General features: G+C 63.2%; 14 protein-coding genes. 5 read left to right on the forward strand and 9 right to left on the reverse strand.

The genetic code is table 11. The features are described from left to right. Nucleotides 1-36 precede the first annotated feature (36 nt). From FO013_RS01405 to FO013_RS01415, 3 genes are read right to left on the reverse strand one after another with little or no spacing between them, the layout of a single operon-like run. Nucleotides 37-696: a response regulator transcription factor gene (locus tag FO013_RS01405; RefSeq protein WP_143920710.1), complete on the reverse strand. Its 660-nt coding sequence runs from the start codon at nucleotides 694-696 to the stop codon at nucleotides 37-39. Next, nucleotides 693-2,231 (reverse strand): sensor histidine kinase, encoded by a 1,539-nt coding sequence (locus FO013_RS01410; RefSeq protein ID WP_260847907.1) that lies wholly within the window; start codon nucleotides 2,229-2,231, stop codon nucleotides 693-695. Before FO013_RS01410 ends, FO013_RS01405 begins: the two co-directional genes overlap by 4 nt. Continuing rightward, complete coding sequence (locus tag FO013_RS01415) at nucleotides 2,137-2,547, reverse strand: hypothetical protein (protein WP_143920711.1); 411 nt, start codon at nucleotides 2,545-2,547, stop codon at nucleotides 2,137-2,139. Before FO013_RS01415 ends, FO013_RS01410 begins: the two co-directional genes overlap by 95 nt. Nucleotides 2,548-2,695: 148 nt before the next feature. Between FO013_RS01415 and FO013_RS01420 the strand changes: the two genes are divergently transcribed. Further along, nucleotides 2,696-3,460: a DedA family protein gene (locus tag FO013_RS01420; protein WP_143920713.1), complete on the forward strand. Its 765-nt coding sequence runs from the start codon at nucleotides 2,696-2,698 to the stop codon at nucleotides 3,458-3,460. A gap of 47 nt (nucleotides 3,461-3,507) precedes the next feature. Here the strand turns inward: FO013_RS01420 and FO013_RS01425 are convergent, their stop codons facing one another. The 3 genes from FO013_RS01425 to FO013_RS01435 are packed head-to-tail and all read right to left on the reverse strand — an operon-like array spanning nucleotide 3,508 to nucleotide 5,604. Further along, nucleotides 3,508-4,350, reverse strand: a complete 843-nt coding sequence (locus tag FO013_RS01425) for a shikimate dehydrogenase (RefSeq protein ID WP_143920715.1) — start codon at nucleotides 4,348-4,350, stop codon at nucleotides 3,508-3,510. Nucleotides 4,351-4,354: 4 nt separating this feature from the next. After that, on the reverse strand, nucleotides 4,355-4,852 hold the full coding sequence (gene aroQ / locus FO013_RS01430) for a type II 3-dehydroquinate dehydratase (RefSeq protein WP_143921000.1): 498 nt from the start codon (nucleotides 4,850-4,852) through the stop codon (nucleotides 4,355-4,357). Nucleotides 4,853-4,854: 2 nt separating this feature from the next. Then, complete coding sequence (locus FO013_RS01435) at nucleotides 4,855-5,604, reverse strand: IclR family transcriptional regulator (protein ID WP_143920717.1); 750 nt, start codon at nucleotides 5,602-5,604, stop codon at nucleotides 4,855-4,857. A gap of 123 nt (nucleotides 5,605-5,727) precedes the next feature. Between FO013_RS01435 and FO013_RS01440 the strand changes: the two genes are divergently transcribed. The 3 genes from FO013_RS01440 to FO013_RS01450 all read left to right on the forward strand — a co-directional run bounded on the left by FO013_RS01440 (nucleotide 5,728) and on the right by FO013_RS01450 (nucleotide 9,414). After that, the gene (locus FO013_RS01440) at nucleotides 5,728-7,050 is read left to right on the forward strand and encodes an MFS transporter (protein WP_143920719.1); all 1,323 of its coding nucleotides are present in this window, start codon (nucleotides 5,728-5,730) and stop codon (nucleotides 7,048-7,050) included. A 54-nt stretch (nucleotides 7,051-7,104) separates the two neighbouring features. Then, nucleotides 7,105-9,003: a bifunctional sugar phosphate isomerase/epimerase/4-hydroxyphenylpyruvate dioxygenase family protein gene (locus tag FO013_RS01445; protein WP_143920721.1), complete on the forward strand. Its 1,899-nt coding sequence runs from the start codon at nucleotides 7,105-7,107 to the stop codon at nucleotides 9,001-9,003. 96 nt (nucleotides 9,004-9,099) lie between these two features. Then, a complete protein-coding gene (locus tag FO013_RS01450; protein ID WP_143920723.1) occupies nucleotides 9,100-9,414 on the forward strand; it encodes an XRE family transcriptional regulator in 315 nt (104 codons plus the stop codon). Between the two features lie 132 nt (nucleotides 9,415-9,546). On the opposite strand, the gene gap is transcribed toward FO013_RS01450, so the two are convergent. Further along, nucleotides 9,547-10,542: a type I glyceraldehyde-3-phosphate dehydrogenase gene (gap, locus tag FO013_RS01455; RefSeq protein WP_143920725.1), complete on the reverse strand. Its 996-nt coding sequence runs from the start codon at nucleotides 10,540-10,542 to the stop codon at nucleotides 9,547-9,549. Nucleotides 10,543-10,709: 167 nt separating this feature from the next. Beyond that, complete coding sequence (locus FO013_RS01460) at nucleotides 10,710-11,219, reverse strand: MarR family winged helix-turn-helix transcriptional regulator (RefSeq protein ID WP_143920727.1); 510 nt, start codon at nucleotides 11,217-11,219, stop codon at nucleotides 10,710-10,712. 110 nt (nucleotides 11,220-11,329) lie between these two features. Between FO013_RS01460 and FO013_RS01465 the strand changes: the two genes are divergently transcribed. Then, a complete protein-coding gene (locus tag FO013_RS01465; protein ID WP_143920729.1) occupies nucleotides 11,330-12,115 on the forward strand; it encodes an SDR family NAD(P)-dependent oxidoreductase in 786 nt (261 codons plus the stop codon). 115 nt (nucleotides 12,116-12,230) lie between these two features. On the opposite strand, the gene FO013_RS01470 is transcribed toward FO013_RS01465, so the two are convergent. After that, nucleotides 12,231-13,268: a GlxA family transcriptional regulator gene (locus FO013_RS01470; protein ID WP_143920731.1), complete on the reverse strand. Its 1,038-nt coding sequence runs from the start codon at nucleotides 13,266-13,268 to the stop codon at nucleotides 12,231-12,233. Between the last annotated feature and the right edge of the window lie 82 nt (nucleotides 13,269-13,350).

Genomic DNA, 13,350 nt, shown 5'->3' on the forward strand with positions numbered 1-13,350 from the left:
GTTAAGACGCAGATGAGAAGACTCTTAGGCTCGCATTCAGTCCACGCGGTAACCGAACCCGCGCACGGTGGTGACGAAGTCGCTGCCCAGCTTCTTGCGCAGATAGCCGACATAGACGTCGACGACATTGGAACCGGGATCGAAGTCGAAGCCCCACACATGTGAGAGCAGCTGTTCCCGCGAGAGCACATTGCCGCGGTTCTGCAGCAGGATCTCTGCCAATGACAGCTCACGGGCAGAAAGGTCGACGATCTTCCCAGCCACCCACACCTGCCGTCTGAGGAGGTCGACGTGCACATCTCCGCGAACGAGTTCTGTCTTCGGAGCTTCGATGATCGTCTCCTTGAGCCGCAGTCTGATGCGGGCCAGCAGCTCGCCGAAGCGGAAGGGTTTGATCATATAGTCGGCAGCGCCGGACTCCAACGCGAAGATCGTGTCGTCTGCGTTGTCACGTGCGGTGAGCACGAGGACAGGAAGGTCGGGGCGCTGTGTGCGAAGCTGGCCGAGAACGCTGAATCCGTCGAGACCCGGCAGCCCGATGTCGAGGACGAGCAGGTCGAAGTCTCCTGTCAGCGCCAGGTCTCGGCCCGAGATCCCATCGGCGGCGATCTCCGTGCTGAAGCCTGCGGCTTTGAGTCCCTTGGCGATGAAGGCGGAGATCCGCTCCTCATCTTCGACAACGAGAATTCTGTTCACTGCGGTCCTTTCGGCAGGATCATTCGGAACTGGGCGCCCCTGGATACGTGATCGAGGACGACGGTCCCTCCGTGCGCCTCGGCGATGGCCATGATGATGGACAGTCCGAGGCCGAAACCGTGTCCCTCGGTCGACCCTCGGCTGAATCGTTCGAAGATGTCGGCTGCGATCTCATCCGGGACGCCGCTGCCTTCGTCGCGAACCCAGAGATGGACGCTGTCACCTTCGACGCCGGCGCCGAAGGTGATCGACTGATCCACCTCGGTGTGTTCGAAGGCGTTTGCGGCCAACTGCAGCAGAGCCTGCGTCAGCCGCTGTCGATCAGCGGTGAGCACGACGGCCGGTGGAGTCTCGACCTTCCAATCACGCTGTCCCAGCCCTTTGGCCTTAGCCAGGGTCTCATTGAGCAGCGAAGGTACGTCGACCTGGCCCGGTCGAACGAAGTCGGGGCGACGAGAACGCGCCAGAATGAGCAGCTCCTCGACGAGGCGGGCCATCCTGTCGGTTTCATCGAGCAGCATCGTCCGAGTCTCATCGACATCATCGACGTCGCTGGAGTCCATGGTCTCAAGATGGCCGCTGAGGATGGTCAGGGGCGTGCGGAGCTCGTGACCGACGTCGTCGAGGAAGCGCTTCTGCGTCTCGAAAGAGGCTTCGAGGCGGTCGAGCATATCGTTGAATGTGCGTCCGAGCTCGGCGATGTCGTCATTGCCTCGTGTGGCGAGCCGGCTGCTGAGATCGCCGCCGGAGATCGACTGTGCTGTCTGCCGCAACTCGGTGACCGGAGCCAGAAGCCGCCTGGCCAGCACCGAAGAGATTCCCGAGATGAGCAGCGCAGCGGCCAGTGCGACGACGATGTAGATCTGCATGACCTGCGAGAGATCGGCGTGGCTGGCGGTGACGTTGTGCACGACGACGAACGACCCCAAGCCGTTGTCCGCGCCTGACTTGGATCCACCGGCCGTGTCTCCGCCGGGTGTGTCTCCACCGGGTCCGGAGGTGATCGGCAGTACGTAGCCCTCGTATTCGTCGCCGTCGATCGTCAGGTTGATCTCGCCGCCGTCGGCGGACACTCCGGCCACGGCCTTCTCGAACTCTGCGGAACCGTTCACCGCGGAATTCGGCTCCCCCTGGTAGAGGACACGACCATCGGTGAGGAAGGCGAACAGGGTCTCATCTTCGTCTGGCCGATTCTGGGCGAGGAACTGGCTGAGGATCTGGTCGACAGAGGTGAAGCGCTCCCCGGTCTCGGGGTCGACACCGTTCTGGGCGAAGGAGCGCATCTCTGCGATCTCCTGAGCCATGGCGGCCGTGTTCCGACCCTCGACGTTGTTCGCTTCGACGGTGTAGAGGACGAGCCCGACAACGGTGAGAGCGAGTACGGAGAGAATGGCGACCGTGATCGTCAGTCGATTCTGGACGGTCATCCGGATTCGACGTTCAGTCGTCATCGTCGTCGCCGTCGTCGCCGTCGCCGCCATCATCATCGTCGTCGCCGTCGTCATCGTCGTCGCCGTGGTCGTCGCCGTCGTCATCGTCGTCGCCGTGGTCATCGTCGTCGGAATCGGCGGGCACTTCGCGCGGCGGGTTGGGCACTGGCTCATAGGAATGTTCGAGTTCGTCGGGCACAGTTGACTCACCGGAAGAATCGGAGGACTTGGTCGACCCGGTGGGTTGATCGGCAGATCCATCGGCCTTCGAGGGTGCCGAGGTCTCGGGGGTGACTTCGACCGGGGTGAGATCTGGCGGCTCCGGCTGAGCGGAGCTCCTGACGATGATGACCGTGAGAACTGCGAGCGCGATCACCAGAGCGGCCACCACCGAGCCCAGAATCTTCGATCTTCCTTCCACGCTCTCAACACTGCCCAAGGCCGGAGGGTTTGTCGAGTGATCAGCGATGAGAGTCTTCTTAGACAGATCATCCGCGCACTGCCAGGGATCACCTGAGTCGCTGTGATACCGTGAGCGCCGTCCGCACAGCCCCATGCAGGAGCCATTGATGAGTGAGAACCGTCTGCCCGATGACGAGGCCCGGTTCGAGGAATCCGAAAGCCCTGACTCCTCGGACGAGAGCCGCACTGACTCCTCGGACGAGAGCCCCTGGGCCGCGCTCAAACCATGGCAGGGCAAGGCCTCGCGCCTGGACAAGGTGCTGCTCTTCCTCATCATCGGCGTCCCCCTCGTCTACCTGGGCCTCATGCCGCTGCGCCCTTGGATGCTGGTCAACGCACCGGTGCTGCAGGAATTCATCAACGGGGCGAAGACCGCGGTCGTCGCGGCCGGAGCCTACGCCCGCATCGGCGAGATTCCGCTGTGGCTCGTCGTCGTTGCGGGATTCATCGGAATGGCGAAACTCGACTGGGCGTTCTGGCTGGCCGGCCGACGCTGGGGCGACGGAATCCTGCGGCTCTTCGCCCAGAACGAACGACAGCTCAAGCGAATCGAATCCCTCAAGCGGATCCCCAACTGGGCTCTGTTCCTCATGACCATCGTCTCGCGGTGCCCGGGAGTACCGGGAACCCTCGTCTACCTCGTCGCCGGTTGGACGCGGATGCGACTGTCACTGTTCCTCATCGCCGACCTCCTGGGGTGCCTGCTCTTCACCATCATCTGGACGACCTTGGGCTATCAGCTCGGTGAGGCCGCCGTCGATGTGCTCAAAGTCGTCGACAAGTACGCGCTGTGGCTGACCTTGGCGATCATCGTCGGCATCTTCGTCATCACCTATATCCGGGAATATCGCAAGCAGAAGAACGCACAGTGAGCCGCCGCTTCACGCCTCGGTGATCGCGGGCTCAGTGGAGGTCGAACTCAGGCGCCGAAGGACAGGAAGGTCTCGCGCATCCGCGTCGGATCGGCCTTGCATCCGCTGAAGAGTTCGAAGGCGTCGATCGCCTGGTTGACGGCCATACCTGAACCGTCGAGAGTCCGGCACCCCTTGTCCATGGCCTCCCGGAGCAGTTGGGTCTCAAGTGGGAAGTACACGACATCGGCGACCCAGGTCTGCGGATCCAGCAGCCCGGTGTCGAAGGGCGTCCCAGGAAAGGCCGCCATGCCGACCGGGGTGGCGTTGACGATCCCATCCGCCGAGGTGATGGCCGGCTCCAGCTCTTGAGTTGAGATCGCGCGGACGTGGTCCCCGATCTCGGCGGCCAGATCCTGAGCTCGCTGTGCACTGATGTCGGCGATGACGAGGTCCTTGACCCCCAGCTCTGACAGCGCGAAGGCGACGGCGCGTCCTGCTCCGCCTGCACCGATCTGCACGACGCGATTCCTTGCAGCACCGTCGAGTCCGGCTTCGAATCCTCGTGCGAACCCGGTCACGTCGGTGTTGTGACCTGTCGTCCGTCCAGCTTCGTCGATGACGACCGTATTGACCGAGCCGATCCGGCGAGCGCCGGGGGCAACCTCATCGAGGTGGTCGATGACCTGCTGTTTGAAGGGGTGAGTGATGTTGAGTCCGTCGAAGCCGAGTTTCACCGCCGATGTCAGCAGCTCAGTCAGCGGCACAGAGGCCAGTCGCTCCTCGGCGATGTCGATCGTGCGGTAGATCGTGGTCAGATCATGCGCAGCGCCTTCATTCTCGTGCATGCGCGGGGTGCGGGAGGCGGAGATGCCTTCGCCGATGAGTCCCAGGAGCAGTGACCGGGTCATAGTCTCACTTTCGTGTGGTGCGTGTGGTGTTCGTGTCTGACGTGGTCGCCGCTGTTGAGCCAGCCGCGGTGCCGAGCTTGTCGGCCAGGATCTCCATCGCGTGCACATACCCCTTGGCTCCGGCACCGGTGATCACCGCGGCTGCCACGGGTGAGAGGTAGGAGTGGTGACGGAATGATTCGCGGGCATGCGGATTGCTCAGGTGCACTTCGATGATCGGATGATCATAGGACTTGAGTGCATCGTGGAGTGCCAGAGACGTGTGCGTGTAGGCGCCGGCGTTGATGATGGCACCCACGGTGGTCTCTCGGGCCTCGTGCACGGCATCGATGAGCTCGCCCTCGTGGTTGCTCTGGATACAACGAACGCCCAGGCCAGCCTCGGCGGCGCTTGCGGTGCATATGTCTTCGATGTCGGCCAGTGTGGTGCGGCCGTAGATTTCAGGTTCGCGCACGCCGAGGAGGTTGAGGTTGGGTCCGTTGAGGATGAGGACGGTCTGCATGGTCACCTGGGCAATCTGGCGGCGATCGCGGCGGCCGTCTCGGTCAGCTGGGGGACGAATTCGATGAGCTCGTCCAAGGTTCGACGGAACACCGGTGCGGCCAATGCAAGGGCCGCCAGCAGGCGACCGTCGAGGTCGAAGACGGGTACGGCCAGGGCGTTCATGCCGATGTCGTTCTCCTCGGACTGCCCCGCCCAGCCGGTGGCGCGGATCTGTTCGAGCTTGGTTCGCAGCTGTACGGGATCGGTGATGGAGTTCGGAGTCCGCGGCTCCAGTTCGAGCTCACCGATCGTGTCATCGCTGTTGGGGTCGTGGGCGAGGAGTGCCTGCCCCAACGCCGAGGTGTGCAGCGGCGAATCGTCGCCGGGATCCGTCGTCGTCCGGAACTGCGGGCCGTCGACGGTGATCACCGTGAGCGCGGCATTGCCGCGGCGAACGGAGAGGATGCTCGACTCCCCCGTGGACGCCGTCAGTGCCTGCAGCAGGTCTTTGGACGATCCGGCGAAGCCGCGACGATGCGCAACCTTCTGCCCGAGACGGAAGACCTCCAACCCCAGGGTGTAGGCCTTGGTGGAGGGCTCGTAGTCCGCGTATCCGGTCTCGACGAGCCCGCCGAGCAGCCTGTAGGCGGTGCTGAAGGGATGGCCGGTGAGCTCTGCGGCTCTGGCTGCGCTGATGCCCTCTGCATGGTCACCGAGGAGTTCGAGCATTTCGAAGGCCTTGGTCACGGAGTTGGATCCCTTTGCCGGCATTCTTCGCCTCCTTGGCTCGCTTGAGTGAACTGAACGTTGACAGACTATGTCATTTCGATCACACTGTAAACCACACTGTAACAACTACTTCCATATGATGGCAATAGAGAGATGCGAGGAAGCATGATCAACGCGACCGATGACGCTCGTCCCGCCAAGACCCCGCTGAGGGCGGCGCTGTCGAGCTGGACTGGCTCGGCTCTCGAGTACTACGACTTCGCTGTCTACGGAACCGCCGCAGCCCTGGTCCTCAACGTTCTGTTCTTCCCAGACACGACCGCTCCGGGAATGGCCATCCTTCTGGCGATGGGCACCGTCGGCGTCGCATATGTGGTTCGCCCGCTGGGCGCCCTCGTCATGGGGCCCCTGGGCGACCGGTTCGGACGGAAGTTCGTCCTCATGCTCACCTTGTTCCTCATGGGGTTCTCGACGTTCGTCGTCGGCTGCCTGCCCACCTTCGACCAGATCGGATATCTCGCGCCGGCACTGCTGGTGCTGTGCCGAGTGGTCCAGGGGCTCTCCGCTGCCGGAGAGCAGGCGAGCGCGATCAGCGTCTCCCTCGAGCACTCGGAAGAGACCAAGCGCGCCTGGACGACGAGCTGGACGCTGCACGGCACCCAGGCTGGCACCCTCCTGGCGACCGCGGTCTTCATCCCCTTCACAGCCTTCCTCCCCGAGGAGGCGCTGTTCAGCTGGGGCTGGCGCGTACCATTCTGGCTCTCGGCATTCGTGGTGCTGACCGCCTGGCTGATTCGCCGCGGCCTGGACGAGCCGCCTGCCTTCAAGGAAGCTCGCAATGAGCATCCTCCGCTGATGGCGGTCTTCCGTTGGCACAAAGTCGCGATTCTGCGAGTGGCAGCCTGTGCCATGGTCAACACCGTGAACATGGTCTTCACCGTCTGGTCGCTGTCGTTCGCCACCTCGATCGTCGGCCTCGAACGGTCGACCATGCTGCTGGTCTCGGTCATCGCCAATGGGGTGGCTCTGCTCGCAATCCCGGCCGCCGCGATCCTCTCTGACCGAATCGGCCGCAAACCCGTCTTCATCATCGGAGCCCTGGGCGCCGGATTGATGATGTTCCCCTACCTGGCTGCGGTCTCGAGCGGAAACTGGACCCTCATCTTCATCTGCGGCGCGATCATGTCCGGCTGCGCCTACTCGATGGCCAACTCGATCTGGCCCTCGTTCTACGCGGAGATGTTCCCCACCACCGTTCGCGTCACCGGGCTGGCCCTGGGCACGCAGATCGGCTTCGCCGTCTCCGGCGGACTCGCCCCGGTGCTGGCCTCAGCCGTCGCCGGCGCCTCGGGAGAGAATTGGGTCTCCGTCGCCGGGTTCACCGCCGGTGTCTGCGTCTTCACCGCGCTGGCCGCGATGACGGCAAAGGAGACCAAGGGTCTGAGCCTCGATGAGATCGACACAGTCCACGCTGCACGCTCACACTGAGGAGCGTGCCGGTGACGAAGAACTGCCGGTGATGAGAAGCAAGGAAGGACGTTTATGCAAACGTCGATAGCAACAGTCTGCCTGTCAGGAACTCTGGAAGAGAAGCTCCGGGCCGCAGCACGGGCCGGCTTCGACGGAGTCGAGATCTTCGAACAGGACCTCGTCGTCTCCCCCGACTCCCCCGAGGCCATCGCGAAGTTGGCTGCCGATCTTGGCATCAGCCTCGATCTGTACCAGCCCTTCCGGGATCTCGAAGGCGTCGACGAGGCGCAGTTCCAGAAGAACCTGAAGCGGGCGGAGACGAAATTCCAGCTCATGGCCAGGCTCGGGATCGACACCATCCTGCTGTGCTCGAACGTCGGGACTGCCACCATCGCCGATGACGGCGTGGTCGTGGAACAGCTGCGTCGCCTCGGCGATCTGGCCGACCGCCATCGCGTGAATATCGCCTACGAAGCGTTGGCCTGGGGGCGGTTCGTCTCCGAATACGACCATGCCTGGGACCTCGTGAAGGCCGCCGATCACCCTCGGATCGGGACCTGCCTCGACAGCTTCCACATCCTCTCGCGCAACACGGATCTGGGTCGCATTGCGGAGATTCCCGGAGACAAGATCTTCTTCCTCCAACTGGCCGACGCACCCGCACTGACCATGGACGTCCTCAGCTGGTCCCGCCACCACCGCGTCTTCCCCGGTGAGGGCGCCTGGGATCTCAGCGACTTCCTGACCAGGATCGCCGCCACAGGCTACGCCGGGCCGGTATCGCTTGAGGTCTTCAACGACTCGTTCCGGCAGGGCGATACCGACCGGACCGCCGTCGACGGCCTGCGCTCGCTGCGCTGGCTCGAGGCCAGCATTGCCGATGCATCTGCAGCCCCTGCTGAGTCTGCGGCGCAGGGCCCGGGCCTTGATCTGCAGCCTCTGCCAAAGGTGGAGGAACCGCGCGGAATCAACTATGTCGAACTGAGCACCGACGACCTCGGCGCCCTGACTCGCCAGATGCACCAACTCGGATTCCAGTTCATCGGCTATCACCGCAGCAAACCCCACGTGCAGCTGTGGCTGCGGGGGAAGGCCCGGATCATCGTCAGCGAGGTGACGGAGGAAGCGGGCACCACCTCGGCGCCGGTGAACGGTACGTTCCTGCGCGGAATCGGATTCGAAGTCGCCGATTCGAAGTCGGCCATGGAACGCGCCGCGCTGCTGCATGCGGAGGAGGTGCCACGCGATCAGACGCACAACGACGAGGTGCTGCGCGGAGTCTTCGCCCCCGACGGCTCCGAAGTCTTCTTCCACCAATTCAACGAGACGACACCGGCGTGGATCAAGGAATTCGGACACGACCACGATGAGCAGATCTCGCACATCGACCATGTGAACCTGGCCCAACCGTCAAACCACTACGACGAGGCAGTCCTGTTCTACACCTCGCTGCTGGCGCTGCACGCCCAGTCCTCACAGGACGTGCCGAGCCCATCAGGGCTGGTCAGGTCGCAGGTCATGTCGAGCACCGACGGATCGGTTCGGATGCCGCTCAACGTCTCTCCGCAGCCGAATGCCGAAGCCGTCGCGGGCCGTGGAATCAGCTCAGAGGCCGAGTCCTACCCGGAGCACGTGGCCGTGGCCTGCGAGGACATCTTCCATGCCGCTGCCACCGCACTCTCACGCGGACTGGACTTCCTTCCTGTACCCCAGAACTACTACGAGGACCTCGATTCCCGCTTCGATCTCGACCCGGAGTTCCTACAGCGGCTGCAGGCCCATCATGTCCTCTACGATCGGGACGAGCACGGTGAGTTCCTGCACTTCTACACATCGACGATCGGCTCCGTCTTCTTCGAGATGATCGAGCGCCGAGGCGACTACTTCGGATTCGGTGCACCCGATGCTCCCGTTCGGCTGGCTGCACAGCATCGGAAGAACGCGCACGTGAATGCGCAGCAGTCTGTGTAGCTGTCCTTGCAGTGGGAGCGGCAGCTGCCCGTGCAGCCGTCCTCGGAAGAAAGCGGGCTTCTGGCAGGTTCCAGGTTCTTCTGGCAGGGTAAGACCATGAGCAATGAACAGATCTTCGACGGGCCGTTGGCTCGTGCGGCCCGTGCCCTGGTTCGAGTCTCTGCCAGTGACGTGGCGTCCAAAGCCGATGTGAAGAAATCCGAACTCAAGGACTTCGAGAAGGGACGCGACGATCTCACCGAACAGCAGGAGCACCGCGTGCTCGAGGCCCTCGAAGAATTCGGCGCCCGGTTCGTCCGCGATGACTCCCAGGGCGGCTATGGAGTGCGTCTGAAGTTCAACCGCGCCAAGGTTCGCGCCATCGAGCGTTGGGAAGACGAGGGCGGAACACCCGCCGACGACGATGTCTGAGACCACCCGTGCAGACGGAAGCTGCCCCGACCGCGCGTTGTGCACGATCGGGGCAGCTTCTGTCTTGCTCGAGGGTCACCCGGAGAGCCAGCTGGAGGGTCAGCTTGCTTCACTGGACTCCCTGTTGGGCCCTCAGCCTTCGGCGATGAGCTCCAGATTGTCGACGACACGGTTCGAGAAGCCCCACTCGTTGTCGTACCAGGCGGTGACTTTGACCATCTTGCCTTCAACACGGGTCAGGGCGGAGTCGAAGATCGAGGATGCGGCCTGCCCGACGATGTCGCTGGAGACGATCGGTTCGGTCTCGTACTCGAGGATTCCCTTGAGTTCCCCGTCGGCAACCGTGCGGTAGGCCTCGAGCACCTCGTCGCGGGTGACCTCACGGGACACGATGGCGTTGATCTCGACGATCGAGCCGACCGGCACGGGCACGCGCAAGGCGTCGCCGCTGAGCTTGCCGTCGAGCTGCGGGAGCACGAGGCCGATGGCCTTGGCGGCTCCGGTCGACGTCGGAATGATGTTCTCCGCGGCGGCGCGGGCACGACGGGGATCCTTGTGCGGTCCGTCCTGGACCATCTGGTCGCCGGTATAGGCGTGGACCGTGGTCATGAAGCCCTGTTCGATGCCTGCCAGGTCATCGAGAACCTTCGCCAAGGGCGCCAAGGCGTTCGTCGTGCATGAAGCGTTGGAGATGATGGTGTGTTCGGACCTGTAGGCCTCGGTGTTCACGCCATAGGCCAGCGTGACATCCGCACCCTTGGACGGGGCGCTGACGAGGACCTTCTTCGCGCCGGCTGTGATGTGCGCCCGTGCTTTGTCTGCCTTAGTGAAGCGTCCAGTGGATTCCAGGACCACGTCGACGTTCATCTCAGACCAGGGCAGGTTCTCGGGGTTCTTCTCGGCGAGGACCTTGATCGGCTTTCCATCGATGATGATCTCATCGCCGGAGACCTCGACGGAAAATCCGAAGCGGCCCAGCGTGGTGTCGAACTTGAGCAGCCTGGCCAGGTCTTCGACGGGGCCGAGGTCATTGATGGCGACGACCTCCAGGCCACTGCCGCGTTCAATCAGAGCGCGCAGTGTGCTGCGTCCGATACGACCGAAACCGTTGATGGCGATGCGAGTCAATGTCACTCCTTGGGAGGGGTTCTGCTGGTGGGTACATCTCTATGGTCTCGTGTTCGCACAGACAGCAACAGTGGCCAGAGAGACATTCTACGAAAGGTTCTCGCCAGACGTATTGCCAGATGTCGAAAGTATCTGGCCATTATCGAATTGACCCGCCCCGGAGCCGATCAGTCACGCCCGTCACAGGTCGATTCACCGGAACGCCATTCGCCATCAGCACGAATGGCGGCGGTGATTCGTCGACTGCTGTCGCGCAGCTGGCGAGCCTGAGTGCGAGTCAGCGAATCGAAGACGAGCCTGCGCACAAGAGCAACATGCCCGGGCGCCGCCGCACGCACAGCCTTCTGCCCATCGTCGGTCAGCGTCGCGATCGTGATGCGACCGTCGCTCGGATCCGGAGCCCTGCGTACCCACAGCTTCCGCTCCAGCCGTGCGACCGCGCGCGACAAGCGGGACAGGGTGCTGTTGGCGTAGCCGGCAAGCTCACTCATCCGAAGCGATTGCCCCTCAGCCTCCGAGAGGGCGAAGAGGATCCCGAACTCGAAGTGACTGATCCCCGAATCACCCTGCATCTGCGCGTCGAGCGCCGCAGGAAGCCATTCCAGAAGCGTTGCCACTGCTGACCATGCTTCAAGCTCATCTGGGTCGAATGCATCAGCGGATTGGTCATCGATCATGAGCGACAGCCTAGCATTTCACTTGTCTGGGAAAGTGAAAACACCTACGATTCACTTACTCAGGAAAGTAATTGCTGCCGTGGACAGCGGCACGAAAGGACAGATGCACCATGGACACAGAAATCTCAGGCAAAAGGGTGTTCGTCAGCGGCTCCACCCAGGGCATCGGATTCGCGGTGGCCGCGAGCCTGGCTGCAGAGGGCGCCACCATAGTGATCAACGGTCGCGATGGGCACCGCGTGTCCGAAGCCCTTGAGAGTCTTCGCTGCTTGGTGCCCGGCTGCGATGTCTCGGGGATAGCCGCTGATGTGGCTGACTCAGGGCAAGTCAGTGCACTCCTCGATGCACTCGAACCCGTGGATGTGCTGGTCAACAATGTGGGACACTTCGAGGTGTCTGCGTTTGAGGAGATCTCCGACGCGGAGTGGTCGCAGCTGTTCGAGATCAATGTGATGAGTGGGGTCCGCCTCTCGCGTCATCTTCTCAAGCCGATGCTGAAGCAGAGATGGGGCCGAATCATCTTCGTCGGCACCGAGTCCGCCGTGGATGTGCCCGGTGACATGATCCACTACGGGGCGACCAAGGCTGCTGCGCTCGCGCTGAGCAATGGTCTCGCGAAACTCACCCGGGGCACCGGTGTCACGGTCAACACCGTATTGGGCGGTCCGACCTATTCCACCGGCGTAGCAGACACGGTCGAGCAGATCGCTTCCGCACAGTCGCTTGCTCCCGCGGCGTTGAAGTCCACACTCGTGCGTGAGTCCTCGCTCATCCAACGTTTCATCGAACCCGAGGAGATAGCGAATCTGGTGACCTATCTGGCCAGCGCGAAGTCCTCGGCAACGAATGGCGCGGCACTTCGTGCCGAAGGCGGCGTTCTCCCCACCACAGTGTGAAACATCTAAGCATGTGAAGCATCTGCGCGTTGAGGCATCTACGCGTATGGGCCACCACCGCGTATGAGCCACCATCGCCGCACAGGTGAGACCGCTGGCCGACTCTTCCCCAGAATCACCCGGAGAACGTGTGCCGGTATTCGTTGGGAGAGGTCGAGAGGATGCGCTGGAAGTGCATGCGCAGATTCGCTCCGGTGCCGAGTCCCACCTGGTCAGCGATCTGCTCGATCCCCAAGTCGCTGTTCTCCAGGAGCTCCCTGGCCAGATCGACCCGGGCTCTGAGCACCCACTGCATCGGGGTGTATCCGGTATCGTCGACGAAGCGCCGCGAGAAGGTGCGTACGGAGACTCCCGCATTTGCCGCGAGGTCCGTGAGCGTCAGTGATTCGCCGAGGTGCTGCAGGGCCCATTGCCTGGTGTCGGCGAAGACCTCGCCGAGAGGATCGGGCACGCTGCGCGGCACATATTGGGCCTGCCCGGCACTGCGGTAAGCGGCCGCAACCAACCGGCGAGCGACCTGGTTGGACAGACCCACACCGTGGTCGCGGCGGATGAGGTGGAGACAGAGGTCGATCGCCGAGGCTGCTCCCGCGGAGGTCAGCAACGGTCCTTCATCGATGAACAGGACGTTCTCGTCGACCTCGATCGAGGGATATCGTCGGGCCAGCTCCTTCGCCGTGGACCAGTGAGTCGTGGCACGCCGGCCCGCGAGCAGACCGGTGCGCGCGAGGACGAAGGTCCCGGTCGAGATCGCGGCGATCCGAGCGCCGCGTTCGAACGCCGAGAGCAGAGCGCCGACAACGGCCGCCGATGGCTCATCGTCGACGACCGAGGTGGCGCCGGGGATGACGATGGTGTCTGCCGATTCCAGCGCGTCGAGGCCGACATCGACGCAGTAGGAGAGACCGTCGGCACCAGTGACCAATCCGGGACCGGCTCCGCACACTTCGACAGAGTAGAGCCAGGTTCCACCGGGGAGGATGCCGCTGGGATGGACCGTTGCGGTGGGGCTGACCGCATTGGAGCCCCGGCCGAAGACCTGGACGGGAACGCCGAGGTCAATGGCAGACACCCCGCCCAGAGCCAGCACGAGAATGCGGTGCGGCTGCAGACGGGGTGTTCTGCGCAGAGGTGATCGGGAATCTTCAGTCATGATTGCTCTTCAGTCTAGGCAATCGAATGGCCACGTTCATCAGCGACTCTGAGCAGTCGAGGATCGGGCACCACCCCCACGT

Origin of the sequence: Brevibacterium aurantiacum, from assembly GCF_007558825.1 — a bacterium.
GTDB classification, from domain to species: domain Bacteria; phylum Actinomycetota; class Actinomycetes; order Actinomycetales; family Brevibacteriaceae; genus Brevibacterium; species Brevibacterium aurantiacum_A.

What these genes read in the sequence shown, in the direction of transcription:
- FO013_RS01440 (WP_143920719.1), top strand. Translation starts at nt 5,728, where the DNA reads ATGATCAACGCGACCGATGACGCTCGTCCCGCCAAGACCCCGCTGAGG.
- FO013_RS01470 (WP_143920731.1), bottom strand. Translation starts at nt 13,268, where the DNA reads ATGACTGAAGATTCCCGATCACCTCTGCGCAGAACACCCCGTCTGCAG.
- FO013_RS01425 (WP_143920715.1), bottom strand. Translation starts at nt 4,350, where the DNA reads ATGACCCGGTCACTGCTCCTGGGACTCATCGGCGAAGGCATCTCCGCC.
- FO013_RS01445 (WP_143920721.1), top strand. Translation starts at nt 7,105, where the DNA reads ATGCAAACGTCGATAGCAACAGTCTGCCTGTCAGGAACTCTGGAAGAG.
- FO013_RS01465 (WP_143920729.1), top strand. Translation starts at nt 11,330, where the DNA reads ATGGACACAGAAATCTCAGGCAAAAGGGTGTTCGTCAGCGGCTCCACC.
- FO013_RS01410 (WP_260847907.1), bottom strand. Translation starts at nt 2,231, where the DNA reads ATGACGACGGCGACGACCACGGCGACGACGATGACGACGGCGACGACG.
- FO013_RS01460 (WP_143920727.1), bottom strand. Translation starts at nt 11,219, where the DNA reads ATGATCGATGACCAATCCGCTGATGCATTCGACCCAGATGAGCTTGAA.
- aroQ (WP_143921000.1), bottom strand. Translation starts at nt 4,852, where the DNA reads ATGCAGACCGTCCTCATCCTCAACGGACCCAACCTCAACCTCCTCGGC.
- FO013_RS01435 (WP_143920717.1), bottom strand. Translation starts at nt 5,604, where the DNA reads ATGCCGGCAAAGGGATCCAACTCCGTGACCAAGGCCTTCGAAATGCTC.
- FO013_RS01450 (WP_143920723.1), top strand. Translation starts at nt 9,100, where the DNA reads ATGAGCAATGAACAGATCTTCGACGGGCCGTTGGCTCGTGCGGCCCGT.
- FO013_RS01420 (WP_143920713.1), top strand. Translation starts at nt 2,696, where the DNA reads ATGAGTGAGAACCGTCTGCCCGATGACGAGGCCCGGTTCGAGGAATCC.